Raw genomic sequence first — 25,835 nt, forward strand, 5'->3', positions numbered from 1 at the left:
ATGCATAGCGGTAGGCAGCCACCGCTTGGAAGCACGAGGAAAAAGACAAGACTTTGCGGTCTTTTGCCGCACTACCGACTGGCCTAGGATCTGAATATGGAAACGTTCGATTACATCGTCGTAGGTGCCGGGCACAACGGTCTCTGCGCGGCGGCAACCCTCGCCGAGCAACGCCGTTCGGTGTGTGTCGTCGAGCGACTGCCGGTGCTCGGCGGTCTCTCGGCGAGCTATCCCTACCTGCAGGAGGCACCGGAGCACAAGCTGAGCATCGGGGCGATGGATGACCTGTTCATGGCCCAGACGCCTCTTGCCCGCGAGATGCGGCTGGCCGACTTCGGGTACGACACGGTCCCGCTCGCGCACCCGTACGGGTGGATGAACGAAGACGGCGACACCCTGCTGCTGTGGGGCGATTTCGCCCGCACCCTGGAAGACATCCGGTACTTCTCCCCCGCGGACGCTCGCACCTACGAGCAGCTGCGCGGACCGATCGACTGGATCATGGATCTCATCGACATCCTCACTGTCCAAGATCCGTCCGCGTGGGGCAAGGTCGACTTCGCCAAGTACCTCCTGCGGCACCGCCCGGACCGGGCTACCCGTCGCTTCATCGGGAGCATGCTAGCGCTCAACGTCTTCGAACTGATCTCGGAGACCTTCGAGTCCGATGCCATGCGTGGCCTGTGGGCCTACTGGTCATCGATGGTGGGTCCCGCGGATGCGATCGGCTCGGGCGCGTACTTCCTGGGCTTCGCCGGCGTGCACCGCCACCTGGGCGTCCAGCGGCCCCGCGGTGGCATGACCAATCTCGTCGAGGCGTTCAAAGGCAAGTTGGAGAGCCACGGCGGAGTGGTGCGACTGGGCAACGGAGTCAAGCAGATCCTGGTCGACGACGGCCACGCGAGTGGGGTGCTGCTCGAGGACGGTACCGAACTGCGCGCGCGCCGGGGCGTCGTCTCCAACGCCGCAGCGCAAGTCACTCTGGGCAAGCTGGTCCCCCAGGAGCTGCTGAGTCGCAAGGAACGCAACCGGGTCTCGCTCATCCCCGCGAACTCGGTCAACGCCGCCGCCTTCAAGATCGACGTCGCGACCGCGGGCCGAATCGGTTACCCCAAAGCCGAAGCGGCCCGGGCCAAGCGTGATGGCGAGGACATCCGCACCACCACCTTCATGACCGGGACACTCGAGGACCACATCGAGCAGATGTACGCGATGAAGCGAGGGGTCAACGTGGACACACCCCCGGTGTACATGGCCATCTTGTCCGCGCCGGATCGATCGATCGCATCGGCGGAAGGCGATGTGCTCTACCTGCATTCGAATGTGCCGGCGTATCCGAGCAACGGTTGGGGCGTCAACAAAGACGGCTACACCGAGCAGATCTGGAAGTCGGGTCTGCGTTTCCTCGGTGGGCTGGAAACCGAGATCGGGCGGGTGGTGTCCACCCCGCAGGATCTGGAAAGCCGTTTCGCCGCACCGGCCGGCGCGTATTTCCACGTCGACATGCTGGTCAACCGGTTGGGTAAGAACCGCCCGGCACACGGCCTCGGCGGGTACGACACTCCCATCAAGGGGCTCTACCAGACCGGCGCCGGCACCCATCCAACCGGCGGGGTGGTCGGCTGGCCCGGACGGCTGGCCGCCCAGCACGCTCTGCGGAACGAATAGACACGCTCTTCGTACGAAGAGATACAAGGTGATTCGACCGAGTCGAGGAGGACGATCGATGCCCTATATGAATGTCACGGCCCAACGGCTGTGCGTCTGGTGTGGTCCGTTCATGATCGCCGTCTGGGCGTCGGCGTTCGCATTTCTGTGCCATTTCATTCCGCCACCGAGTCCGGCCAAATCCCGTGCCGCCCTCGTCGCCCAGTTCAGCGACCACACCAACCTCATCCGGCTCGGTTTGGTGATCAGTCTCTTCTCGTGCGCGCTGCTGGTGCCCTTCTGCGCGGTGATCGCTGCCCAGATGCGGCGGATGGAAGGGGTGCGCTCGGTTCTGGCCCAGTCGCAGCTGGTCTCCGGTGGCCTGTTGTGCGTCGAGTTCCTGGTGCCGTTCGCGATCTGGCAGACCGCGTTGTACCGACTCCACGAATGGAGTCCCGAAATCGTCCAGATGCTCAATGACATGGCGTGGCTGATGTTCCTCGGCATCATCTCGTCGGCCTGCATACAGGTCGCATCTCTGGGCGTCGCGATCCTGCTCGACAAGGGGGCCAAGCCGGTCTTTCCGCGCTGGGCCGGGTATTTCAACATTTGGGTCTCGATGATCTGGGTGCCCGCGGCGGTCATCCCCTTCTTCAAGACGGGTCCGCTGGCCTGGAACGGAATCTTCGCCTGGTGGGTGCCGCTCTGCGTCTACTTCTGCTGGTTCGTGGTGATGGTCGTGCTGCTGCTGCGAGCTATCAAAGAAGACGAGCGGGCACAGGAAAGCGGAATGACTGACTGGCTCACCGGTACTGCGCCGGAACTCGCCAGCCCACACCTCGGTTGAGCGGCGCGTCCAACGCGAAAATGCATTCACCACAGGTGGATACCGGGGATGCGGGTAGCGAACTGAGGGGAACCGTCGCGGTAGTCGGCGCCGGTCTGGCCGGACTGACCGCTGCCTATCGACTCCGGCAGCGCGGGTTCGACGTCACCGTGTTCGAGGCGCGGGAGCGAGTCGGTGGCCGCGTCTGGACTGTCCGCAAGGGCGATTTCATCATGGACCTCGGTGCCGCCTTCTACCTCGGCACCTATCGTGAATCGATCGATTTGATCCACGAACTCGGCCTCGGCCCGCTGTTCACCGAGGTCCCGGTGTGGGGTGTGATGCCCCGGCAGGGTGACAGGCACCTGCTCGACTACGGCAAACTGCTACGGACCGGTCTGAGAACGCAGGCGTTGTCGGTACGCAGCAAGTTGAAGGCGCTGAAGCTGATCCGCCCGATGCTCAGTGCCCGGGGCAGCCTCGGCTACCACTCCTATGACCAAGTTGCGGAGTTGGACACCGAAACGGTGCGCGAGTATTTCCGGCGCGAACTCAATGACGAGTTGTTGCAATGGGCCGGTCGGCCGCTGGTCAGCAGTACCTGGGTGGCCGACGACGCAGATACCTCGATTGCGTTGCTGCTCTGGACGATACGCAACATGCTGGTGAGCACGATGTACAACCTGCGCCCCGGCGTGAGTGGGTTGCCCGAAGAACTCGCCCGACGACTGCGGGTCCGGCTCGGCCATCCAGTGGACCACGTCGCAGACACCGGCGCGACGGTCGAGGTCACCTGCACGCCACGCGGAGGGAGTCAACTGACGGAGTCGTTCGATGCATGCGTCATCGCCACTCAGGCGCAATACGCCTTGGCGATGTTCCCGCAGATGGACGACAACCATCGGGCGCTGTACGAGACAACCCGGTACCGGCGACTTGGCAGCATATGTCTGGGCCTATCGCAGCGGCCGAACGATCCCGCGACTTACTACATGGTCTCGCCCCACGAGGACCCCGACACGATCGCAGTGATTGCCGACCACGCCAAGGCACCTGGCCGAGCCCCGGCGGGCAAGGGGCTGCTGACCGTCCTTCTGTCACACGAATACCTGGAGCGCACGCAGGCTCTCAGCGATGAACAGGTTCTGGAATACGCTATAGACCGCGCCCGCCGCTACTACGGAAACGTCGTCGACACTCTCGAAGAGCATGCGGTCGCGCGCTGGCCCGAATCCGTGCCGGTGTGGCTATGACAGTTTGATTCAGGACCGGTGTGACGGCCTGATTCAGGACCACCTTCTTTCAGACCGGTGTGTTGTGACGGTTTGATTCAGGACCACCCTCGACGGTTGGCGTGTCGATTATTGGCTCGCTGTCGGAGGGTTCCGGATGGGAAGTCGTGTGGAGCTGTTCGCCCAGATACGTAGGGACGCCCGGGTCGAGGGTTTGGGTATTCGGCGCTTGCTCGTAAGTACAAGGTTGGCCGGGATACGGTCCGGCACGCGTTGGCGAATCCGGAGCCGCCGAGGCGGAAGACACCGGTGCGGGAGTCGCCGAAACTGGGCCCGCTCAAACCTGCGATTGATGCGATGCTGCGGACCGATCTGGATGCGCCCCGCAAGCAACGCCACACTGCGACAAGGATTTGCAATCGTCTGGCCGATGAACACGGCGTTGAGGATGTGTCGTATTCGTCGGTGCGTGACTATGTCCGGGTCCGTCGTGCGGAGATCATCGCCGAGTCCGGTAAGCAGGCGCAGGAAGCGTTCGTGCCGCAGGAACACCCGCCCGGCGCTGAAGCTGAGGTTGATTTCGGCGAGGTTCACGTCATCCTCGCTGGTGTCAGAACCCGCTGCTACATGTTCGTTTTCCGAATGTCGATGTCCGGCAAGGCAGTCCATCGGGTGTATGCGACTCAGTCGCAGGAGGCGTTCCTCGAAGGCCACATCGAAGCATTCGACGTGATCGGCGGCATCCCGGTGCGCCATATCCGCTACGACAACTTGAAGTCTGCGGTCACCTCGGTGGTGTTCGGCCGCGGTCGGGGCAGGGTCGAGAACGACCGGTGGGTGCTGTTCAGATCGTTCTACGGGTTCGACCCGTTCTACTGCCAGCCGGGAGTGAAAGGCGCCCACGAGAAAGGCGGAGTCGAGGGCGAGATCGGACGTTTCCGCCGCACCTGGCTCACGCCCATGCCGGAAGTGGACTCGCTGTCAGAGCTCAACGACTACATCCGCCGCTGCGAAGCACGTGAGGATCATCGGCGGGTCACCGGCCGGCTGCACGCCGTGGGCCAGGACTTCCAGACCGAACGAGAACATCTCGCCGCTCTGCCTGCCGAGCGGTTCGACCCGGGGCTGGTGCTGCATCCACGGGTGGACCGGTCGGCGCTGATCACGGCGCGGTCGGCGAAGTACTCGGTTCCCGCCCGGTTGATCGGACGCAAAGTCAGGGTGTCGCTGCGGGCCTCGGAGTTGGTCGTCTTCGACGGCCGCACTATCGCCGCACGCCATGAACGCGTCACGACCCGCAACGGGCAATCGATCAACCTCGACCACTATCTGGAGGTGTTGCACTGCAAACCCGGCGCGTTGCCCGGCTCCACCGCGCTTGCTCAGGCCCGCGCCGCCGGCACTTTCACCGCAGCGCACGAGGCGTTCTGGCAGCAGGCCCGCCGCGTCGACGGCGATGCTGGCGGGACTCGCTCGCTAATCGACGTGCTGCTGCTGCACCGCAGCATGCGCGCTACCGATGTGATCGCCGGGATCCACGCCGCCCTGTCGGTCGGTGCCGTTTCAGCGGATGTGGTCGCGGTCGAAGCACGCCTGCATGCCGCCGGTGGTGGTCTCGAATCAGACCGTCACGCCGGTAACCATGCCAATACCGTCGATTACCGGGTCGTCAGTCTGACCCAGCGCCGCCTGGCTGATCCAGCGACCGTGATCGCCGGCCTGCCACCGACACCCGGCCGCTGCCTGACGTCGCGGCCTACGACGAGCTGCTCCAACGCAGACCCCCAACACCGCCACCCGGTGACGGAATGGAAGGAACGACTGGATCATGAGCACGGCCACGAAAGTCACCAACACCCTGCGCCGCCAACGCGGGATGACCCCACAAGCGGCCCAAGCCGCCGTCGATTCCGCATGCCGACGCCTGCGGTTGCCGACCGTGCGTGCGGTGATCGACGAAGCAGTGAAAGTCGCCGAGCGTGAACAGCTCACCTACCACGGCTTCCTCGCCGAACTGCTCCTGGCCGAATGCGATGACCGGGACCGCCGATCCACCTTGCGGCGAGTCGCAGCGGCCGGGTTTCCACGTCAGAAATGGTTGGGCGACTTCGATTTCGACGCCAACCCAAACATCAACGCCGCCACCGTACATACCGTCGCCCAAGGCGATTGGATACGCCGAGGCGACCCGCTCTGCCTGATCGGCGACTCGGGCACCGGCAAGTCCCACCTGCTCATTGGTGTGGGCACCGCCGCCGCCGAGCAAGGCTTCCGCGTCCGCTACACACTGGCGACCAAACTGGTCAACGAACTCGTCGAGGCCGCCGATGAAAAGCAACTCGCCCGCACGATCGCCCGCTACGGCCGCGTCGATCTTTTATGTATCGACGAACTCGGCTACATGGAACTCGACCGCCGGGGCGCGGAGTTGCTGTTCCAAGTACTCACTGAACGCGAGGAAAAGGCGTCAGTAGCCATCGCATCCAACGAGAGTTTCTCCGGCTGGACCAAAACCTTCACCGACCCCCGACTCTGCGCCGCGATCGTCGACCGACTCACCTTCCACGGCACCATCATCGAAACCGGCACCACCTCATACCGGCTCAGCCATACCCGCGGTAGCAGCTCGCGATCACAGCCTACGAAGACGCCTGAGCCACCACCTCCTCGCCGAGGTGGTCCCGAATCAAGCCGTCACAGTGGTCCTGAGTCAGGTTGACATAGAGACCGGTGATGGACAAGGGCCGATTCGCCCGAATCGCCGATTTCCAGAAGCGCCTGGATTGGACATCCCGGGTCCAGTTCGCCTCCGACCTGGACCGGATCTCGGGCCTGAACGGCGCCCTGGTCAGCGGACAAGAAGCCGCGAACCGTGTGATGAACGCGGCGCTGACACCGCGATCCCAGCCGATCCCGGTCGGCCGATCCTTGCCTGTCTCCGCGGGCAGCTGATCAGCGCACCTGCAAATGCAGCTCGCGGAAGTGAAGCGTCCCGGAGGGCCACCCGACAGTGGGCTCGCGCAAGACCGAGTAAGCCGGGATTCTGCGGTTCCACTCCTCGATGATCAGGCGGAGTTCCAGACGAGCCAGATGTGAGCCGAGGCAGCGATGCGGACCGCGACCGAAGGTGAAGTGATTGCTCCGCTTTTCCTTGATCGCGTCGGCGTCTGGATAGCGTTCGGGGTCACGGTTGGCGGTCCCGAACCCGAGCCAACAGGTCGATCCCGCGGGAATCGTCACGCCCGCCACGGTGACCTCGGCAGTGGTCATCCGCGGGACATAGGGAACCGGCGGGTTTATCCGCAGGACCTCCTCGATGAAATGGGTGACCGCCTCATCGTCGCCGGCCACCGCGGACCGCAGCGCCGGATTACGGGCCAGCTCGTAGAGTGCGAATCCCGTTGCCGCAGTAACGGTATCGAGTCCGGCGATGAGGAACAAGAAGCACAATCCGATGATTTCCTGGTCGGTCAGCGCGCCTTCACTCGAATCAGAGAGCAATTTGCTCAGCAGGTCATCGCCGTCACTACCGCGGCGGTCGGCAAGGTGCTCCGTCAAGTAGTTCAGCAATTCGAAGCCTCGAGCCATAGTCTCCGGCGAAGGTGTGGCGCCTTCGGCGATGGAGAATTCCAAAACCGCGTCTTTCCAGCTGATCAGCAGATCGCGGTCCTCGAGCGGCAGACCGAAAAGCGTCAGGAACACCTGGGAGGGAAACGGAATGGCGAGTGCACCCATCACCTCCGAGCTGTCGCCGGATGCTTTGATCCGGTCGATCAGCTCGCCCACCTGCCGGCGCAATTCAGGTGCGCGCTCAGCCATCCGGCGGGGGCCGAAAAACTTGTCCAGAACGCGTCTGAAGCGCGTGTGTTCTGGCGGATCGAACGCGATCGGCACCATGGGAAATGGGCTGCCAACCAAGTCGAACGCGCCCTGGGAAGAGAACAGCTGGGGATTTATGGCTGCCGCCTCGACCACATCGGCGGCACTCAGAAAGTAGACGCCGGTATCGGAGACCGCGACCTTGCCGGGCGCTAAAAGCATGTGCCAGGCCGCATCACGGTCACGAGCAAAGGGCAACGTATCCAGGTCCGGTAGTGCGGGGCAGCCGACCTCCATGATCGCTCCTCTGACTCTTCTGCACGGTCAACCGAGGCCTGAATTTAATCCCGATTAGGCTATTGACGGGTTATCAGACACGCATACGATACCGTGAACGCGTGGTCCGCGTCACATATCTGTTTCGGCCCGGCCGACGGCAGGAACGCGCCGCTCGCGACGTCTCCGGAAGGGGACTTCCAGAAATCGCACGCGGCTGATCGCGATGCGCTGCGGACCGAACGTTCCGCAGCTAGCGGCCTTGATACCGTTGACAGAAATAATTAATAGCCGTACTGTCTCAAAATAATCGCGGGTGCGCACTTTTACGGAACGTGGGCAGATGCAGCAAGTCGGTTCACGGTCGACCCAATCGGGCGCAACACCGTGGGAAACACCTTAATGGGCGTTAACGCAACCTCAGAATGAAAGATGTGCGAGAACAAGTGACTGCAGCGTGCACCCAGCAGGACCGGCCCGCGCGGCAGGTCGAAGACCGTGATCGCCGGGTAACCCCGGTTTCTGGATTCGGTGGTCACCATGGTTCGTGACGCGATCGGCAATATCCTGCGAGCACGTGCGTCCAGCACGCCCGATCGGGTGTGTTGCGCTATGGACGAGCACGTCTATACCTACGCCGAGATGAACCAGCGCTCGGACGCACTTGCGGCTGGTTTGGCTCAACTGGGCGTCGGTAAAGGCGAACAGTTAGCGATGCTCGCCCCCAACCGCATCGAGCTCCTCGAGTTGTTCTACGGCGCAGCCAAGACCGGAGCCGCCCAGGTGCCGTTGAACGCATACCTGAAGGGCGAGTTCCTGCTTCATCAGCTGCGCCAATCCCGGTCGGGCGTCCTGATCACCGATGCCGCCGGGCGCGAAGCGGTGGCTTCGTTGCGGAGCCAGCTTCCCGACTTGCGGGCAGTGATCATGCTCGACGAGGCCCAAGACGACGAGGTCCCATATTCCAGCTTGTTCGACCACGGTGACACCCCGCCACCGGTGGAACTCTCTGCCGCCGACACCATGTCGATTCTCTACACGTCGGGCACCACCGGGTTGCCCAAAGGATGCGTCGCCACCCACGGCTACTACTGCCGCAGCGGCGAACTCATCGGAGCGGCACTCGAGGTCACCGAGAACGACGTCCTGTTCGCGGGACTGCCGCTGTTTCACGCCGGGGCGCGGCTGGTCACCGTGACTCTGCCGCTGGTGTACGGCATCCCGACCTACCTGCAGGGCACCTTCAGCGCCCGCGCGTACTTCCCACGCGCGCGGGAGGTCGGCGCGACACTGATGATCGCCGTCGGGGCGATGGGCGCGGCAATCCTTGCGACGGAGCCGTCGCCAGCCGACCGTGACCACAAAGTCACACGGATCATGTGCGCACCGCTTTCGCTGGACGGCCAAGCCACCTTCCGGGACCGGTTCGGCGTAGATCCCTGGGTCGACGTCTTCGGTCAAACCGAATGCATGCCAACCACGTTGACGCCACTGTCGTCGGACCAGCGTGACCCGAACGGCTGCGGCATCGCGGCGCCCGATCTCGAAGTCGCACTCCTCGACGACGAGGGCTACGTGCTCGATGGCGAGGCGACCGGTGAGATCTGCCTACGCCCCAAGGCCCCGTACGCCATGTTCGACGGGTATTTCGACAACCCCGCGGCGACTCTCGAGGCCTTTCGTGGCTTGTGGTATCACACCGGCGACTTCGGCCGGCGCCTGCCCAGCGGGGCATTCGCCTTCATGGACCGCAAGAAGGACAGCCTGCGCCGACGGGGCGAGAACATCTCGAGTTTCGAGCTGGAATCGGCGATCGACTGCCATCCGGCCATTGTGGAGTCGGCGGTGGTCGCCGTTCCGTCCGAACTCGGCGAAGACGACATCAAGGCCTGCATCGCAGCCAGCTCACCGATCGAACCGGCTGAACTGTTCGACTTCTTCAAGAACAACCTGCCCTACTTCGCGATCCCACGCTATGTCGACTTCCTCGACGCCCTCCCCCGCAACGGTGTCGGCCGCGTGTTGAAGCACAAGTTGCGCTCGGCGGGAAACAACGCGCAGACATGGGATTTCGAGGCAATGAACCTGACCGTCACCAAGCAGGAGCGTCGCTAGCAATGGATTTCACCCTGACCCCGCAGCAACAAGACCTGCAGGCCCGCGCCGAGAAGCTCGGCCGATCCTTCGCCGACGAGGCCCGTGGCTGGGACGAATCCGACGAGGCGCCGTACGGTGAGATCTTCGAACGTGTTGGCGCGGAAGGTCTTTTCGGCGTCGCGATGCCGACCGAGTATGGCGGTCAGGGTGGTGGCGCGGTGGAGTACCTCATCGTGGTCGAGGCCCTGTTCCGCTATGCGCAGTCCTGGCTACCACCCGAGCCGGTGTTCTGCACCAGCGGCCCAGGGCCGTCGATGTTTCTGCTCGGCAGCGACGAAGTGCGGGAGAAGTACCTGCACGATATCGTCGCCGGCCGTCGCGCCTGCAACATCGCGCTCACCGAACCGCAAGCCGGATCGGCACTGACGCATCTGAGTACCACCGCCGTGCGCGACGGCGACGACTTCATCCTCAACGGCGTCAAGAGCTTTCTGACCGGCTCGAACGTCAACGAGCTCAACGCCACCTTCGTGCGCTTCGACGACGTGCCGGGCGCCAAAGGCATAGGTGCGATCGTGGTGGAGAGCTCCATGCCCGGCGTGGAGATCCAGCGTGGCCCGATCTACATCGGCGATCGCGGAATCCACCACGGCGACATGGTTTTACGCGACGTCCGGGTACCGGCCGAGAACGTCATCGTGGGACCCGGCCAGTTCGCCCGGCTGATGACGGCTTTCAACCTCGAACGCTTGCACAACTGCGGCTTCTGGCTCGGATTCAGCCAGGCCGCATACGACGAGGCGGCCAAGTACACCCAGCAGCGCGAGGCATTCGGCAAGCAGATCATCGACTTCCAAGCGGTCTACCACTCGCTGGCCGATATGTGGGTGCAGATCGAGGCACTCCGACTGCTCGCCTACCGGGCCGCCGCATCGGCGATCGAAGGGCGGTTTCCCAAGCTCGCAGAAGTCACCCAAGCCAAGCTCTTCGGCGCCACGGCCGGCCCGCAGATCACCCTGAAAGCAATGGAACTGCACGGCGGTTACGGTGTCACAACCGATTTCCCCATCCAGCGCATTCACCGGGACTGCGTTACCAACGTGGTGGCCGGCGGTGCGCCGGCCGTGCTGCGCAACGGCGTTGCCGCGGGGCTGTTTCCCGACCGCAGGTTCCCGCAAGCATGACGCTTTCGATCGAGCAGCAGGACTTTCAGCATGCGGTGCGCGACTTCTGCGCGCGTGAATGCGCCACCCGCGAACAACGCGAGGCACTACTCGACCCCGACGAGGAAGACCAATCTTTGGTCCTCTATAAGAAACTCGCCGAACTGGGCTGGCTGGGCATCGCGATCCCGGAAGAATACGGCGGCTCCGGTGGAACGTACGTAGAGCAGACCATCCTGTTCGAGGAGTTGTGGCGCGGCCTGGCACCGGTCAAAGCGCTCGGCCCGACCAACACCGTGGCAGGCTGCTACAAACGATTCGGCTCCGAAGAACAAAAACGGGAGGCACTGTCGGCCATCGCCAACGGTGAGATCATGTCGATATCGATCTCCGAACCGGGAGCGGGATCCGATGTCGCGGCGATCACCTGCCGGGCAGACGCCGTCGCCGACGGTTATGTTCTCAACGGACAGAAGACATGGTGCTCTTACGCGCATCGGGCGGGGCGAATTCTGTTGGTGGCGCGCACCGGCCGCGATGGCAAGCCACACGCGGGTCTGACGATCTTCGAAGTCCCCCGCGACAGCGAAGGTGTCGAAACGCGTCGTATCTCGACCCTGGGCGGCCGCGAAGTCAACGACGTCTTCTTCACCGACTGTTTCGTTCCCGCCGAGAACATCGTCGGCGAGATCGGCCGGGGCTTCCCGCAGATCATGGCCGGCCTCGACGGCGAACGCCTGCTCGGCGCCGCGGTCGGCCTCGGTATCGGCCAGCGCGCCCTTGACGACGCCATCGCATATGTCAAGGAGCGCAAGCAGTTCGGCAAAGCCATCGGAACATTCCAGGCACTGCGTCATCGGATCGCCGACCTCGCGACCGAGCTCGAGTGCGCCCGTCTGATCACCTATGAGGTCGCCGAGCGGCTCGAACGCGGTGCCGATCCGGTCACCACGCGTATGACGTCGATGGCCAAGATCAAGACGTCAGAGGTCGCCAAACGCATCGCGCTCGAAGGCATGCAGATGATGGGCGGCTACGGGTACGCCACCGAATACGATATGGAAAGCCACGTACGCCACTCACTGGTGCTGCCGATCTACGCGGGCACCAACGAGATTCAACGCGAGATCATCAGCGGTTCGCTCGGTTTACGCTAGCCCTGCCGACCGCTTCGGCAGTGGCGAGAGCAGAGGATTGCCACATGAGATTTGGTTTGTGGTCCGCGAACATCGGCCCGTGGGCGGCGCCGGAGGCGGCGCTGGAATTGGCAACGGCCGGCGAAGCCACCGGCTTCGAGTCGATCTGGACCGCTGAGCACTCGATCTTCCCTCGCGATTACGCATCCCGCTACCCGTACAGCGCGGATGGCAAGGCCCCGGTGCCCGTCGAGACTCCGATGGGCGACCCGCTCATTCATCTCGCTTGGCTAGCCGGGCAGACCTCGCTGCTCCTCGGCACCGCGGCGGTGGTACTGCCCTTGCGAAACCCGGTGCTGCTAGCCAAGGAATTGGCCTCCCTGGACCACCTTTCGGGCGGCCGAATCATCCTGGGCGTCGGAGTGGGCTGGCTAGCGGAAGAGTTTGCCGCGTGCGGAGTGCCCTGGGCGGGCCGCGCTCAACGGGCCGAGGATGCGATCGCGGCCATGCGAGCGCTGTGGTCGGGCGCGGATGTCAGCCATCATGGCCCGCACTTTGCCTTCGAAGGCGTCACCGCGTTCCCGCTGCCGGTGCGCGCGAGCGGGGTGCCGATCGTCATCGCCGGCAGCACCACTGCCGCGGCGCGGCGGGCGGGCCGCGTCGGAGACGGCTGGTTGCCGATGGACGTGGCCCACGACCAGTTCCCCGCACGGCTCGCGGAGCTGCGGGTCAGCGCCGAACAGAGTGGCCGGGACGCGAGCGAGATCGAGATCTCCTACGGCATATCGCCGATGACCGAACAGTATCAACGGGTGATGACCGACCCCGGCGAGGTCCGGCGCTACGCCGACCTTGGGGTGTCGCGTCTGGTGCTCGGCGCACCAATAGCGCAACCGGACGCAGTCCGGACCGTTCTGGAACGCTTCGCCGAGACCGTCATGGCGAAGGTCTGACGGTCGCCGAGGTCGGGCGCAAACGTAATGACCTGCAGTGCAAGGTTTTTGCGCCAGGCATCACCGCAGCCGGCCCCGCGGTGCCGGGTTAGCGGCCCGAGCGCCCGATATCCACCATTTGCTCGGTGTCGACGAGCTTGATCCGGGGCCGCTCGACAGCTCGGCCCTGGGCACGCTCGAAAAGATCGACGCGCCGCCAACTCGCCAGATCCAGCATGGCGGGTTGCCTTTCGTGCAGCAGTTGACGCAATTGTGCTGCGCTGCATGGCGGCTCGGGCAAGTCTCCCCGGCTGAAGTCATCGATGAGAGCCGCTACGGTTTCCCCCGCACACGACCGGTTGGTGCCGATGACCCCCGACGGGCCCCGTTTCGCCCAGCCCGCAGCGTAGACGCCGGGTAGCGGACTGCCGTCGTCGTCGAGTACTCGCCCGCGGTCGTGCAGGAACGTGCCCATCTCGTCGTCGCACCGCAGTCCATCGAGGCTGTGCCCCCGGTATCCGATGGCGCGCAACACCAAGCCGCATTCCACGTCGTAGGTCTCGCCGCTGGCATCGACGACCTGAGCACCGGCGGAATTACGGCTGAGGTGATTTCGCATCAGCCGAACACCCGTCACCTGCTCGGTCCCGAGCACCCGCACCGGTGAACTGAGGAACGTGAGGATCACCCGTTTGTTGCCGGTGCGCTGACCGCCTGTGTGGGGAAGTGTGGCAACGAACTCTGCCTTGGCGGAATCCGTTTCGGACGAAAGGCCGTCAAGTCCGGTGGGGTCCAACAACAGATCGACACCCGGGGTGTTGGATAACGCGAGCAGTTCCGGCGTGGTGTAAGCAGCTTGCCGGTGACCTCGGCGGCCGACGACCAACACTTCCTCCACACCGGAATGTCTCAGCGCATCCAGGGCGTACTCGGCGATGTCGCTGCGGGCGAGTTCTTCGATGCGCGAGACCAGGATTCGGGCGGCGTCGAGCGCGACGTTGCCGTTTCCGAAGATCACGGCTCGCGGGTGTGACAGATCGAACTGGCGGTATGCCGCGTCGGGATGGCCGTTGTACCAGGCGACGAAGTCGGCTGCGGAGTGGCTGCCCGGCAAGGCTTCGCCGGCGATGTCCAGCCTGCGATCCTCGGGCGCCCCGACGGCGTAGATGACGGCGTGATGATGGCGCAGCAGGTCGTCGTGGCTCAGGTGTCTACCGATTTCGACGTTGAGGTGCACGCTGACCTGAGGCGCGGACAGGATCCGCTCCAGCCCGCGGGTGATCCGCTTGGTGTCCTGATGATCCGGTGCCACGCCGTACCGAACGAGCCCCCAGGGCACCGGCAGTCGTTCGAATACGTGGATGTCGGCATCGCCGTTGGTGGCCGCCAACGCGGCTTCGACGGCGTACACCCCGGCGGGCCCCGATCCGACAACGGCCAGACGCAGGCGATCGGGCCGCGCCGCGCTCATAGGGGTGCGGACACTTTCGATGAAACCGGGCTGCGGATAGGTGAAGCCGTCGAAGAATCGTGCATTCAGCGCGAGGTAGTCGCGCTCCGCCGGCGACACGTCGACGTCGCGTTTGATGGCGTCAACGGGGCACACCTCCACGCAGGCGCCGCAGTCGATGCAGGTCCGCGGGTCGATGTAGAGAATTTCTGCGTTCTTGTACTCGGGTTCGTCGGGGGTGGGATGAATGCAGTTGACCGGGCAGACCGAGACGCACGCGGCGTCGTTGCAGCAGCCGCGGGTGATCACGTGCGTCATCGGCGCACCAGATCCGCTACCGCCGCAGTGCGGTGCGCCGATGAATCCGGCTGCGGCTCAACGCGTTCGACGCGAACCGGGATCCCGTTGAGTACCGACGATCCCGAGGCGCGTTCTACCTCGGAGGACAACAGGTTCGAGGTCGCGCCACCCGCCGCGGCCGCCCGTCGCCAGCCGCCGGTGTGTCCCCATCCGTGCGGCATTGCGATGGTGCCCTGCGTCATCTCGTCGGTGACGGTGGCGAGCGTCGTGACCTCGCCACCGGGCGAGGTGACGCTCACCAGATCGCCATCACGGATGCCGAGACCCGCGGCATCGACGGGATTGATGCGGATGGAATGCCGCCGGCCCGGCGGCATCAGCCGCGATGCGTTGTGCATCCATGAGTTGTGCGAGGTCATTTCACGCATACCGATCATGCGTAGCGGATATCCTTCGGCCGCACCATCGCCCCGCACCCGCTGCAACCGCACGAACTCGGTGACGAAGGTCGGATGGGCCAGGGGGATCTTGCGGTCGGCGGTCTTGATCACCTTCTTCAGCGGGCTCAACGGTAGATACTCGTGAAAGACGACGCCGTGGGGCGCTTGCCGGGCCAGTTTCTTCCACGACCACCCGGCGCGGCGCAGCCCAAACAGGTCCCCCACACTGCCGGTGCGTATCAGCAGATCGGCGAGCATCTTCGGGGTCGCCTGGAAACCGAACCTGGCCACGAACCGCTCGATCGCGGTGCCGTACGCGCCCCCCAATCCCATCCGCTTGGCGATGTCGTTGAGAATGACCCACTCCTCACGGGCATCTCCCGGTGCGTCGACGACCTTTTCGGTCACCCGCAGGCTGGGGCGAACGAATCGGTTGGTGAAGTGCAGCGGGCTGTCCTCCCGCTCGTACATTGTGGTCGTCGGCAGAATGTAGTGCGCGTACCGATTCGTCTCGTTGACGTAGAAGTCAAGCGCCGCAAAGATTTCCAGCTCTTGGAGGGCTTCGGCCAACTTGCCGCCACTTGGCCCGGTGATGACCGGATTCGAACCCATCATCACCACGCCGCGAATCTGGCCGGCTCCCGGGGTCGTGATCTCCTCGGAAAGAGCGCTCGAAGGCAGGAACCCGTAGGTGTCGGGCAACCCGCTCACGCGGGTTCGTACCTGGTCGAACGTCGCCATCTTCATCATCTCGGCGATCGGCCCTATCGCCACCGGCGACCATGCCCAGACCATGCCACCTTCGCGTTGCACGTTGCCGGTGACGATGTTGATCAGGTCCTGCAACACGTTGGTCAGGGTGCCGAATCTTTGCGTGCACGTTCCGGTTCGGCCGTACACCACCGCCGATCTGGCGTGCCCGATGTACTCGGCAATGTCCACCACGACGTCGGCTTTCACCCCGGTCAAGCGTTCAGTTTCCTCGGGTGGAAACGCCTTGACCGCCTCGATCCAGAACTCGAAGCCCGTGGTCCACCGATCGAGGAACTCGCTGTCGTACAGACCTCGATCGAGCAGGACGTTGAGCACAGACAGCAGAAACCAGGCATCGGTGCCCGCCCGGATCCCAACGTGTTCGAACTCGGCGGCGGTGGTAGTCCGGCGAGGGTCGACCACCCATACGCGTCCGCCGCGCTCGACGATTTCGCGCAGGTGCTGCGGCATGTGCGGGTCGTGCAGGAAGCTGCCCTTCGACACCTTGGGGTTGGCCCCCAGCATGAGCATCGCCTGCGTACGTCGAATGTCGGGAATGGGCATGTGCGCGCAATGGCCGTAGAGCAGCTTGAACGCGGCGACCCGTGACGCTCCATCCTCGGAGTTGATTCCGTAGAACCACGGTGTGCCAATCGCTTTGGCGAAAGTCTTACCCCACATCGCAGCTGCGAAGCTGAAGTAGGGTGGGTTGCCCTCGTGGAAGGCAATGGACGTCGGACCCAACCGCGACCGTAGCGCCGAAAGCCGATGTGCGATGTCGTCAAGGGCTTCGTCCCATGAACACGGCACGAATTCACCCGGTCCGCCGACTCGTTTCAGCGGGGTCGTCACGCGGTCCGGGTCGTTGACGATCTGGGTCATCGACAGCCCCTTGACACAGCAGAAGCCCTTGCTGTGCGGGTCATCGGCATCCGGTCGAAGCGCGGTGAGCCGGCCGTCGGTGACTGTGGCGATCATTCCGCACAGCGGCTCGCAGATTCGGCAGTAGGTGGGCTTTTCTTCCACGGTCATCTTCTGGCTCCCGGTGTGACGGCGATAACAGTAGTCTCCCCGATTCAAACCTAATGACGCAAGGTTTTGACTGATACGCCTACGCCGGAATTTTGGTAGCCACCCACCGGCGATGCTGGACGGCTGCCGACGTCACCGGGCGCGAGCAGCTAGCGGCGCCCCGGCGCCGGGGTGGGTGCGACCTGCAGCGGTACCTGAGAAGGCAGGACGGTCCCGGCCGGGATGTGGAGTCTGCCATCCGATCCGACGTAGGCGGATCCGCCGTCCCCGCCGGAATTGTCGTTTCGCACCAGTGGCACAGCCGGCCCGGGGCAGGCGCGGCCGGTGCCCGCGCCGCAGATCCCGTCCAGGAAATACGACCGCCGCTGAATGTCCTCGTTCCAAGTGCGGCTGTGTGCCCCAACAAACAGATGCGGCAGTGTGTAGACCGCCAGAAAGATCATGTTCACCGCGCCGATGATCGACAGCGCCCGGATGACACCGTGCCCGGCCGGTGACGCCTTGACCCGCTCGGAGCCGCGCTCGACGAGCGTCCTGCCGCGGTCGTCGAGGTTGAAGCGCAGGAACGTGTACGCGGTCAACAGGATTCCCACCAGGAATGCCTCGTGCAGCGGAAACGCATGGTAGCGGTCGGCGAAGATGTTGAAGTGTCCGCCGGCGTAAGTCCACACACCGAGCGGCATGAAGATCACGCCCTCGAACACCACGTCGAAGGCGAACATCACGGCCCAGCAGATCAGGGCCCGCCCGACCTGACCCAGCCGCGGCCACCGGCCCGACACGCGGCGTAACGTCGCCACGCCGATGCGGACGGCGATCGTCATGATGACGACGTACAGGCCGATGATGGTCATCGGCGGCTCGACCACGGTGGCCCCCGGCGCGCCGAACGACAACCAGCCCGGCACGCTGGTTACCCACGACCCCCGGTTGAACGACCAGGAGTTGTAGGTAATCCACGGACCGAAGTAGTTCGATAGCGGATCCTGAAAGAACAGCGTGCAGAAAGCCAGGGTCAGCGCCCCGTCCACGGTGACGGTCCGCTCGCGTCGCCACGGCCGAATCACGAACTGCCACAGCAGCGCCGCCATTGCAGGAATCATGGTGACCTGCAGGGTCATCAAGAAGACCTTCATGTACATCGGCGGATCACTCGGCCCGACCGGGACCCGCTGGAAGTACGGACCCGTGATCCACCGGACCAGCACGAAGGCCATGAAGGCGAGCCAGAAAGATCCGAACGCCGCCCACCACAGCACCGGCCTGCAGCGGCGCCGGCCGACTTCGGGATCCACGGGTCGCGCGATGTCGGCTACGGCGGCCGACTGATCTCTTGCCCCGGTGCCCAACGAAATACTCACGGCTGCAGCTCCATTCGCGAGTGCGTGGTGCGGTTTACCGCCGCACCTACTGATCTGGTCGGTGGTGTGACCTGCAACCGCAGCGCGGTCAGTTCGGCCTCGAGCAGCGCGACCCGATCGGCGAGTGTGTGCCCGCCCGGGTGTGGTTGGTCGTCGTTGACGATCGCGCGCCCCGTCAAGATCGTCGTGACGACAACCCACACGAAGTAGGCGATGACGGGGGTCCAGAAGCCGAGCAGGCCGTCCCAGGCAAGGGGCCCGGATTTGAAGATCCACACTCCGAACGTGAGGCCGACCCCCAGCACGCACCACAACTGAAAGTAGGCGAACCAGCGAGGGTAGACCGGCTCAACGCGCCTGTCGCCCAGCGTGATCACTGCCAGCGCGACCATTTGGAACATGCCCGTACAGACGATTCCCAGGAAGGGAAGCCAGCCCAGGTCGTGAAACGTCTGCACGCGCGACGCATCGTCCGGACGAAATGCGGCCACCAGCCAGAACGCGCACGGATAGACGAACTCGATGACCACGCACCCCTGTGCCGCAGCCCACGCCCACGTCAGCGGGGCCCGAGAACCCTCCACCCGCAGCATCTGCGTGCAGATCGCCCCGCCCCACGGCAACAGTAACGCGGAGGCGAAGAGCGCAAGGACCATACCGACCCGGATACCGACGAGGTGGTCCCGGAAAAACCGGGCCATCTGCTCGGCGGAATTCGTTGGCGAGGGCGGCGGAACCATGCGCGCCAACAGCACCCACCCGATCAGAAAGAGTGCGATGAAACCGAAAACCGAATACAGGCTCCAAAGCTGCACGCGCTTAGCGCTCATCACCCCAGTGCCTTCCTCACCCCAGACGTACCGCGCGCGGACTTTCACCCCCGGTCGTACGGGAACTGCGGGGGATAATTGCGGCCGAACCCCTGGCCGTTGGCCCCCCGGTCCCGATTGTCGTTACGCAGCAACGGCACATCGGGGGCCGGGCAGGCGATACCTGGGCCTTCGCCACACGTGTAGGTCAGGTAGGAACGCTGCTGGATGTCTTTGTTCCACTCGGTGGAGTGCGCACCGAACCAGGTGTTGGGCAATGTGTATCCGATCGTCATCGCCAACGTCACCAGTCCTGTGACCGCCAACATTCTCACCGCCGTGACCTTTACCGGTCCGCCGGCGAGTTGTTCAGTGCCCCATTCGGCCAGCGATTGCCCGCGGTCGTTGGTGAAGTACTTGATGCAGGCGAACATGGTGAAGATCGCACCGGTGGTCAGCGCCTCGTTGAGCGGATACGCATGAAAGGTGTCGGCGAAAATCTTGACGTGCCCGCCCGGGTACTCCCACGAGCCCATCGGCATGAAAACGACACCCTCGAATATCAGATCGAAGGGCACCATGACCGCAAAACAAATGGCGGCCAACCCAACTCGGGGAATTGCGGGCCAGCGCGCGTGGGCCCGGCGCATGATCGCCGCGCCCATCATCGTCACCAACAGGAAGACCACGATGTAGGCGCCCGGCACGATGAGAAGCGGATAGGCGACCTGGTGCTCCGGTGTTCCCGGCGCCAGTGCACCGGGCACGCTGTTGAGCCACGAACCCATATTCACTTGCCACGCGTTGTAGGTGTACCAGTGCCCGACGTACGCACTGAGCGGGTCGTGAAACGACAGCATCAGAAACGCGATGACCATCAGCCCGTCGAGCCCGATCCGCCGTTCGCGCCGCCAGGGCCGCACTACGAACCAATACAGCACCGCAAGCCCGGCGATCGGCAACGCGATCTGCCAGAACGTCAGCGCCACCTTCATCCACCCGGGGATCGGAGTCGGCCCGGGATCAACGGATTTGAAATACGGTCCGGTGACCCACCGGGCCAACACAAACGCCTGGAATGCGAGCAGCGCACCGCCGAAGGCGGCCCACCATTTGACTGCGGGTACGGGTCGGTCGGCGACGGCGATCGGGCGGCCGTTGGCCACCGCGGGGGTGGCGGTGCTCATGCTGGGACCTTTCTGCTCACTACGAGCTGCTCGACGATCCGGTCCCCCGCGGCCTGCCCCGACACCAAGGCGCCGTTGACACCCGGTATCGGCCCGATATCGCCGGCCAGTTGCACACGGGCGGCGGGGTCGGTCTCGCGCATGAAGCGGTCGACCGCGTGGAAGCGCCCCTTGCGCATGATCGGAACGACATTGCGCCAGCGACCGATCTCGAAGTCGACGACCCTAGAGCCTAAATCGCCGTAATAGGGCTTGACGAAGCCCAATACGGAGTCGATGACCTTCTCGTCCGGGCTGTCCAGATTGTCCAGACACCATTCGTGACGGCAGAACGTCGTGATCATCCCCGTGCCGTCGGGGCACCGGTTGTTGGCTTTGAGGTGATCCACGATGACACCGCACAGGTCGGGTTGTTCGCGCGGCGAACACATGATGTACGTCGCGGGATTCGACGGCCGCTCCGCCAACGCGATGTGGCAGTTGACGCTGCAGATGTAGTCGGTGTTTTCGTAATACTCCCGGGCGAATCCGGAGATCTGGGGATAGATCTCCAGTGCTTTGGCCGTCGGCGTCGTCACCACGGCGTTGGCGAACTCCTCGGTGACCTCGCGGCCGTCACGGATGAAGCTGACTTCGACGCGATCTCCCGCGTCGGTGACGTTGGTGACCCGAGTCGCCAGCCGAACATCGTTGAGCCCGGCCGCCATTGCCCGAGGCAGCGCGTCCATGCCGTCGTCGAGACCGTAGAAGTACGGTTTGAAGAAGTTCTTCATGGTCCATAACAGCTGACCTACCGACGCGTACGACGGGTCGCTCAACCAGGGACCCCGGACCACCACGGCGGCAACGTAATCAAGGATCTCTTCGCTGAGTTCGCGGCGGCTGTAGGTGGCGACCGTATCGGTGTCGATGGCGGCAACGCCCGACGCATCGGCGTAGTTGAGGTCCTTCCAATGCCTGGCCAGGAAGATCATCAGCTTGGCCAGCTTGAGCTTGGCCCGGCCCGAAAGGTACGGCGTACCCAGCAGGCTCAGCGGCTTGCTGAGGTCGAGGAAGTTCAACTCGCCGCCCCGTGGCATCGCACCGAATGCCTTGAATTTGTGCATCTGCGGTCCGAGGCCGACCTCGCGCATCTCTTGCGCGGACTCGGCATAGCTGCCGAGATAAATGAAAGCTCCTACGTCGTAAACGAATCCATCCCGCCGGATCGTCTTGATCCGCCCGCCGACGCGATCCTCCGCCTCGAAAACCACGGGCGTACCACCGGCTCGCTGTATCCGTCGCGCCGCGGCGAGACCAGCTATGCCGCCGCCTACCACGGCGGTCCTCGCGTCTTTCCCCATGACTCCAGCCTAACGCGTAAATGATCGCTAAATCAATAATGATCGGACAATCATTGCTGGAACGGTGCGCGCGCTTCTAAGCTGTGCACGTGGCATCACCGAACGGGCTTTCCCGCACGGCGCGGCGGCAGGCGCAGACCCGAGTCGACCTGATCCGGGCCGCGCGGGAAATCATCGCTGAGGGCGGCGTCGAGGCACTGCGGATAAGCGACATCACCACGCGCGCCGACGTCGCGTTCGGGACCTTCTACAACCAGTTCAAGAGCAAGGAGGACGTCGTCGAAGCCGTGGTGGCCGAGACGATTGTCGGGCTCGCGCACTCGGTCGAAGAATCGCCGGAGTTCGACGATCCGGCGGAGGCCCTCGTCGCATCGACGAGGGCCATCGTCCGTATCGCCTATGACGACCCGCCACTGGCACGCCTTCTGGTGAAACTCGAACAGGCCGAGTCACGGTTCGAGCGGATCATCCGCCCACAAGCCGGTGCGCTGCTGCAGCGAGGGATGGCTGAAGGACGTTTCCTCATCGACGACCTCGAGACAACCCTGACGATGTCGATAGCGGCGGCGTTCGAGGTGATCAGGGGCATCCTCGACGGACGCCTGGGGGATCGCGCCGATTTCGCTTGCGCGGAAGCGCTATTGCGGATGGCTGGTGTCGCCCCGCAACGCGCTGCTCGATACGTGCACGCGGCTGCGGGCGGATCCTGAGGTCGCCCGGTAGGTCGCTGGATCCTGCCGCTCGAGGAATGCCTCTTTCACTCGTTCATGCCGATTCACCGGTGGCCGGTTCGGTCCGGGCGTCCAGCACCGTGACCACACCATTGGTGGCGTCCAGGCGTATCCACATACCCGTGCTGAGCCGGCTGACGGCCTCCCCCGTGTTCACCACGCAGGGAATGCCCATCTCGCGGGCCACGATCGCGGCGTGGCTCAGCGGACCGCCGATGTCGACGACCATGCCCGCCACCAAGGGAAACAACGCGCACCAGCTCGGATCTGTCACCTCGCAAACCAGGATCTCCCCCGGTTCGAGATCCTCGGCAACCTCCAGGCTGGTGGCTACCCGGGCAGCACCCTCGACCACACCGTGGGTGATCGAAACGCCCGCGATGGTGTCGCCGGCTCGTAGGTCCGCGCGTTTCTCCCGGCGGGTGCGCGGCTGGGGCATGCCCACCCAGCGGTCCGGGAAGGTCAGCGTTTGGTATTCGGCGCGTTGCGCCAGCCGGCGCGCGGCCACATCACGCACTTCGTCTCGCCCGTCGTCGAGTCCGCGCAGAACCTCGGGCACAGTGAAGGCAAATACGTCATCGGCCTGCGCCAGCACCCCCTTCGCCACCAGTTCGGCACCATGACGCCGGGCGGCGAACCGGGCCACGTCGAGTGCCATCAGGAACGCCGCCTTGCCCACTTCGCGCAGTGGCAGGTAACGCTGCGCGAGCCGCAGCACGCCCCGAGCCTTGACCCGTTGGTGTGTAGGCAGGTTCGCCAACAGCGTTCGTTCGGCAGCGATGCGCCTTTCGCGGCGGTCGTCCTGCTCGGTCGCGCGATCCTCGACCCCGTGGTGGGCGTACCGCTCGGCGATCGAAGTCACCAGACTCGGGTCTTCGCGCCACGAAGTCGATGAGACCTCGCCTTCTTCGGGGCCGTGGAAGCCGTAGCGTGCGACGAAAGCGTCGACCGAAAGAGAGCCACGCGAAACCTTCCAGAAGGCAGCGACCATCTCGGCTTCCTCGTAGCCGCCGTAACCTCCCGCTAACTGGGCCACCAGCCCCGGGTCCCCGGCCGCACGAGCCAGACGTGCGAGCTGTTCGAAAAGAGCCTGCGTCACCGCCACGGCGATGATGTGAATTCGCATGGCCGCGTCGAACTTCTCGACCGCCTCCGCAAGCAACAGACGGCCGGGGCGTGCGTGCGTCGGCTGGGTTTTCGCAGTCCACCATCGATGCTGGTCACGGTGGAGCCGCTGTAACCGCATCGGCAGCCTGGCGGCCTCCACGGGGAATCGAGCCAGCACGAAAGGCAAACGCCGCCAAGAGTTCTCGCTCGGCACTCCGTCGCGCACCGATCCGAGCAACTGCTCTTCCATCGCGTCCCCGGATGTTCCCGGCGTGAGATCGGCGATCTGCCGCAGGTGTGTGACATTCATTGCGGCACGGCCGTAGAAGATCGCGGCGAATCGCTCGTCGACGCTATCGGCTCGGCCGGTCAATCGTCGAGGCAGCACTCCGAGCCGATAATAGGCATACGGCACCGACACCTCGTTGCCGATCGAGAATATGGACCACGACATCGGGGTCGGCACCCCGGGTATCGCTTCGGCCAGGTTCACCGTGCTCCAAAACGTGTCCGGCCCGCTCTGCTCGTGAAGCGGATCGGGCCACGCCACCGGTTCGGTGCGTTCCACGGTCAATTGGTCACCGCCCGCCCAGAATCCGGCGTGCCGCATGCTCACCCCAACGGGCAGCGGATTCCATCGAACCCGCACCGAACAGGTCGCCGGCTATCTGCACCGGACCCTGCGTGGGCAGCGAAGCTCGCAGGATGCTGTTACGGCGCCAAAAGCCGGGATCGGCAAGGTATCCCGCATATGGCCAACGTGTCACCACCGATAGTTCCCGTTGTCCGGATAATTCGGGGCACAGTCCCTCGATGATGCCGGCGGCCCAAGCCTCCAATTGAGCATCGCTGTAATCGAGGAACCTGTCGGTGACCGCGGTGTCGGTGTAAATAGTCACCAGGCTGTGTCCCTGGGGTGCCCGATCACTGGATTTGTTGTGCTGCAGGAAGATCAACAGCGCTTCGGGCTGCTCGACGGTCGGGACGAGGACCGTGTAGGCCCTGCTGGTCGTCGGCACCCGGTAACCGAGGGACACGCTGATCAACTTGACGTTGCGCAGCTTGTCACCGAACGCCGGCGCCGCCGTCAGCAACGGCGGCCACATTTCGACGGCGCGGTGATACATGGCACTGATGACACAGTGCTCTGCGCTGAGATCGTGGGCGCCCGCACTGTCCATGTAGGTCACGATGACGCCGGATTCCGTCTCATTGACGTGAGTAACCGTCGCCCCGTAGCGCACGTCGAGTCTCGACGCGAGTTCATCGGGAACCGTCGCCAACCCGCCGCGCAGACTACGTAGGCCACCCGACCAAGCACCCAGTGCGCCAAGCACATTCACACTCGATGCGTGCCGCGCGCCCGAACCGGTGGTAAGGCGCATCATCGGATCGATGAGATAGTCGGCCACTTCACGGCCGAAATAGCGCAGGGCGAAGTCTCGCGCCGAGACATCCGGGTCGTCCAACGACGCCGACCGGCCCATATCGTAGGAGTCGACGCCCTTGATCGCCTTCCGCAATCGGAGGAACCCGGCAGCAAGACGCAGCTTCCCCAACGTCGACAATGCGGGCGTAAAGGGCAGCTTCGGCAGATTTTCGGGATCGATGTCGATCACGCGTCCCTGCCGGACCAGACCCATGACCGCGCTGGTGTCCACCAGACGGCTCTGCAGGCCCAGATCCTGCACCAGCTGTAGGTAACTCGCGTAGCCGGCCGTCAGGGCGTCCGGGCCGGTATCGACGATATAGCCGCCGTGACACTCCGTTTGCACGCGACCGCCCGGCCCACTACCGGATTCGAGCACCGTGACTGTGGCGCCGCCTTGTTGCAAGCGGTACGCGGCAGCGAGTCCGGACAGCCCCGCGCCCACCACGACGACCGAGGTCACGGGCGGTCGACCCAGCGTTCGATTCCCACCCCTGCAGGTTCCATGAGATGACTCCGCTCGGCCCGCCAATGCATCTGTAAACGATCGTTATCGTTGGCCCAAATTACCACAGCCGGCGGCTGCGCAGAATCAATCACCACCCGTCTCGGCAACCGTGTCCGCGGCGCACGCCCGGAGTCCGCCTATGCCGAGTCCTGCACGCGGTCATGCAACGGGCGACGACGTGTCGAAGCTGGCCCAGAGTGCGTTCGGCATGATCGAGCCGGCCCGCCGTGGACCACGCGGCGCAGGTGAAAGTAGGT

At 64.3% G+C, this 25,835-nt stretch carries 19 protein-coding genes and 1 pseudogene; 11 read left to right on the forward strand and 9 right to left on the reverse strand.

Going from position 1 to position 25,835, the window contains the following annotated elements; all coding sequences use genetic code 11:
• Nucleotides 1–96 precede the first annotated feature (96 nt).
• From MKCMC460_RS22630 to MKCMC460_RS22655, 6 genes and pseudogenes are all read left to right on the forward strand, one after another.
• Nucleotides 97–1,668, forward strand: coding sequence for an NAD(P)/FAD-dependent oxidoreductase (locus tag MKCMC460_RS22630; protein WP_238304848.1), 1,572 nt, complete (start codon nt 97–99; stop codon nt 1,666–1,668).
• Between the two features lie 58 nt (nt 1,669–1,726).
• Nucleotides 1,727–2,494, forward strand: coding sequence for a hypothetical protein (locus tag MKCMC460_RS22635; protein WP_236977252.1), 768 nt, complete (start codon nt 1,727–1,729; stop codon nt 2,492–2,494).
• A gap of 35 nt (nt 2,495–2,529) precedes the next feature.
• A complete protein-coding gene (locus tag MKCMC460_RS22640; RefSeq protein ID WP_238304849.1) occupies nt 2,530–3,726 on the forward strand; it encodes an NAD(P)/FAD-dependent oxidoreductase in 1,197 nt (398 codons plus the stop codon).
• Nucleotides 3,727–3,862: 136 nt separating this feature from the next.
• A pseudogene (gene istA, locus MKCMC460_RS22645) lies at nt 3,863–5,537 on the forward strand (IS21 family transposase).
• Nucleotides 5,534–6,424, forward strand: coding sequence for an IS21-like element helper ATPase IstB (gene istB / locus MKCMC460_RS22650; protein ID WP_082275278.1), 891 nt, complete (start codon nt 5,534–5,536; stop codon nt 6,422–6,424). Before istA ends, istB begins: the two are co-directional and overlap by 4 nt.
• 14 nt (nt 6,425–6,438) lie before the next feature.
• Nucleotides 6,439–6,657, forward strand: a complete 219-nt coding sequence (locus tag MKCMC460_RS22655; protein ID WP_238304851.1) for a hypothetical protein — start codon at nt 6,439–6,441, stop codon at nt 6,655–6,657.
• Here the strand turns inward: MKCMC460_RS22655 and MKCMC460_RS22660 are convergent, their stop codons facing one another.
• Nucleotides 6,658–7,821: a cytochrome P450 gene (locus tag MKCMC460_RS22660; RefSeq protein ID WP_236977254.1), complete on the reverse strand. Its 1,164-nt coding sequence runs from the start codon at nt 7,819–7,821 to the stop codon at nt 6,658–6,660.
• A gap of 519 nt (nt 7,822–8,340) precedes the next feature.
• On the opposite strand from MKCMC460_RS22660, the gene MKCMC460_RS22665 reads away from it, so the two are divergent.
• Genes MKCMC460_RS22665 through MKCMC460_RS22680 form a run of 4 tightly spaced genes read left to right on the forward strand, consistent with a single transcriptional unit; the run spans nt 8,341 to nt 13,149 of the window.
• Nucleotides 8,341–9,915: an AMP-binding protein gene (locus MKCMC460_RS22665; RefSeq protein WP_236977255.1), complete on the forward strand. Its 1,575-nt coding sequence runs from the start codon at nt 8,341–8,343 to the stop codon at nt 9,913–9,915.
• 2 nt (nt 9,916–9,917) lie between these two features.
• A complete protein-coding gene (locus MKCMC460_RS22670; RefSeq protein ID WP_236977256.1) occupies nt 9,918–11,081 on the forward strand; it encodes an acyl-CoA dehydrogenase family protein in 1,164 nt (387 codons plus the stop codon).
• Nucleotides 11,078–12,217: an acyl-CoA dehydrogenase family protein gene (locus MKCMC460_RS22675; RefSeq protein ID WP_238304853.1), complete on the forward strand. Its 1,140-nt coding sequence runs from the start codon at nt 11,078–11,080 to the stop codon at nt 12,215–12,217. Before MKCMC460_RS22670 ends, MKCMC460_RS22675 begins: the two co-directional genes overlap by 4 nt.
• 44 nt (nt 12,218–12,261) lie before the next feature.
• A complete protein-coding gene (locus MKCMC460_RS22680) occupies nt 12,262–13,149 on the forward strand; it encodes an LLM class F420-dependent oxidoreductase (protein ID WP_238304855.1) in 888 nt (295 codons plus the stop codon).
• 88 nt (nt 13,150–13,237) lie between these two features.
• On the opposite strand, the gene MKCMC460_RS22685 is transcribed toward MKCMC460_RS22680, so the two are convergent.
• From MKCMC460_RS22685 to MKCMC460_RS22710, 6 genes are all read right to left on the reverse strand, one after another.
• The gene (locus MKCMC460_RS22685; protein ID WP_238304856.1) at nt 13,238–14,896 is read right to left on the reverse strand and encodes a 4Fe-4S binding protein; all 1,659 of its coding nucleotides are present in this window, start codon (nt 14,894–14,896) and stop codon (nt 13,238–13,240) included.
• Nucleotides 14,893–17,103, reverse strand: coding sequence for a molybdopterin-dependent oxidoreductase (locus MKCMC460_RS22690; protein WP_236977258.1), 2,211 nt, complete (start codon nt 17,101–17,103; stop codon nt 14,893–14,895). The genes MKCMC460_RS22685 and MKCMC460_RS22690 overlap by 4 nt, the downstream gene beginning before the upstream one ends.
• A gap of 149 nt (nt 17,104–17,252) precedes the next feature.
• Complete coding sequence (locus MKCMC460_RS22695) at nt 17,253–18,464, reverse strand: spirocyclase AveC family protein (RefSeq protein ID WP_236977259.1); 1,212 nt, start codon at nt 18,462–18,464, stop codon at nt 17,253–17,255.
• Nucleotides 18,461–19,294, reverse strand: coding sequence for a hypothetical protein (locus MKCMC460_RS22700; RefSeq protein WP_236977260.1), 834 nt, complete (start codon nt 19,292–19,294; stop codon nt 18,461–18,463). The genes MKCMC460_RS22695 and MKCMC460_RS22700 overlap by 4 nt, the downstream gene beginning before the upstream one ends.
• Before the next feature lie 44 nt (nt 19,295–19,338).
• Nucleotides 19,339–20,460, reverse strand: coding sequence for a spirocyclase AveC family protein (locus MKCMC460_RS22705; RefSeq protein WP_236977262.1), 1,122 nt, complete (start codon nt 20,458–20,460; stop codon nt 19,339–19,341).
• Nucleotides 20,457–21,803, reverse strand: coding sequence for an NAD(P)/FAD-dependent oxidoreductase (locus MKCMC460_RS22710; RefSeq protein ID WP_236977263.1), 1,347 nt, complete (start codon nt 21,801–21,803; stop codon nt 20,457–20,459). The genes MKCMC460_RS22705 and MKCMC460_RS22710 overlap by 4 nt, the downstream gene beginning before the upstream one ends.
• Nucleotides 21,804–21,892: 89 nt before the next feature.
• Between MKCMC460_RS22710 and MKCMC460_RS22715 the strand changes: the two genes are divergently transcribed.
• Complete coding sequence (locus MKCMC460_RS22715) at nt 21,893–22,513, forward strand: TetR/AcrR family transcriptional regulator (protein ID WP_236977264.1); 621 nt, start codon at nt 21,893–21,895, stop codon at nt 22,511–22,513.
• Between the two features lie 55 nt (nt 22,514–22,568).
• Here MKCMC460_RS22715 and MKCMC460_RS22720 read toward each other — a convergent pair whose 3' ends face one another.
• Nucleotides 22,569–24,251: a PEP-utilizing enzyme gene (locus tag MKCMC460_RS22720; RefSeq protein WP_238304857.1), complete on the reverse strand. Its 1,683-nt coding sequence runs from the start codon at nt 24,249–24,251 to the stop codon at nt 22,569–22,571.
• Entirely contained in the window at nt 24,220–25,533 is a 1,314-nt protein-coding gene (locus MKCMC460_RS22725; RefSeq protein ID WP_238304858.1) for an NAD(P)/FAD-dependent oxidoreductase, read from the reverse strand. The genes MKCMC460_RS22720 and MKCMC460_RS22725 overlap by 32 nt, the downstream gene beginning before the upstream one ends.
• Nucleotides 25,534–25,835: the final 302 nt, after the last annotated feature.

The organism is Mycobacterium sp. 20KCMC460, from assembly GCF_022179425.1.
GTDB classification, from domain to species: Bacteria; Actinomycetota; Actinomycetes; order Mycobacteriales; family Mycobacteriaceae; genus Mycobacterium; species Mycobacterium kiyosense.

What these genes read in the sequence shown, in the direction of transcription:
- MKCMC460_RS22690 (WP_236977258.1), bottom strand. Translation starts at nt 17,103, where the DNA reads ATGACCGTGGAAGAAAAGCCCACCTACTGCCGAATCTGCGAGCCGCTG.
- MKCMC460_RS22720 (WP_238304857.1), bottom strand. Translation starts at nt 24,251, where the DNA reads ATGCGGCACGCCGGATTCTGGGCGGGCGGTGACCAATTGACCGTGGAA.
- MKCMC460_RS22710 (WP_236977263.1), bottom strand. Translation starts at nt 21,803, where the DNA reads ATGGGGAAAGACGCGAGGACCGCCGTGGTAGGCGGCGGCATAGCTGGT.
- MKCMC460_RS22630 (WP_238304848.1), top strand. Translation starts at nt 97, where the DNA reads ATGGAAACGTTCGATTACATCGTCGTAGGTGCCGGGCACAACGGTCTC.
- istB (WP_082275278.1), top strand. Translation starts at nt 5,534, where the DNA reads ATGAGCACGGCCACGAAAGTCACCAACACCCTGCGCCGCCAACGCGGG.
- MKCMC460_RS22635 (WP_236977252.1), top strand. Translation starts at nt 1,727, where the DNA reads ATGCCCTATATGAATGTCACGGCCCAACGGCTGTGCGTCTGGTGTGGT.
- MKCMC460_RS22705 (WP_236977262.1), bottom strand. Translation starts at nt 20,460, where the DNA reads ATGAGCACCGCCACCCCCGCGGTGGCCAACGGCCGCCCGATCGCCGTC.
- MKCMC460_RS22655 (WP_238304851.1), top strand. Translation starts at nt 6,439, where the DNA reads ATGGACAAGGGCCGATTCGCCCGAATCGCCGATTTCCAGAAGCGCCTG.
- MKCMC460_RS22660 (WP_236977254.1), bottom strand. Translation starts at nt 7,821, where the DNA reads ATGGAGGTCGGCTGCCCCGCACTACCGGACCTGGATACGTTGCCCTTT.
- MKCMC460_RS22675 (WP_238304853.1), top strand. Translation starts at nt 11,078, where the DNA reads ATGACGCTTTCGATCGAGCAGCAGGACTTTCAGCATGCGGTGCGCGAC.
- MKCMC460_RS22670 (WP_236977256.1), top strand. Translation starts at nt 9,918, where the DNA reads ATGGATTTCACCCTGACCCCGCAGCAACAAGACCTGCAGGCCCGCGCC.
- MKCMC460_RS22680 (WP_238304855.1), top strand. Translation starts at nt 12,262, where the DNA reads ATGAGATTTGGTTTGTGGTCCGCGAACATCGGCCCGTGGGCGGCGCCG.
- MKCMC460_RS22700 (WP_236977260.1), bottom strand. Translation starts at nt 19,294, where the DNA reads ATGAGCGCTAAGCGCGTGCAGCTTTGGAGCCTGTATTCGGTTTTCGGT.
- MKCMC460_RS22665 (WP_236977255.1), top strand. Translation starts at nt 8,341, where the DNA reads ATGGTTCGTGACGCGATCGGCAATATCCTGCGAGCACGTGCGTCCAGC.
- MKCMC460_RS22685 (WP_238304856.1), bottom strand. Translation starts at nt 14,896, where the DNA reads ATGACGCACGTGATCACCCGCGGCTGCTGCAACGACGCCGCGTGCGTC.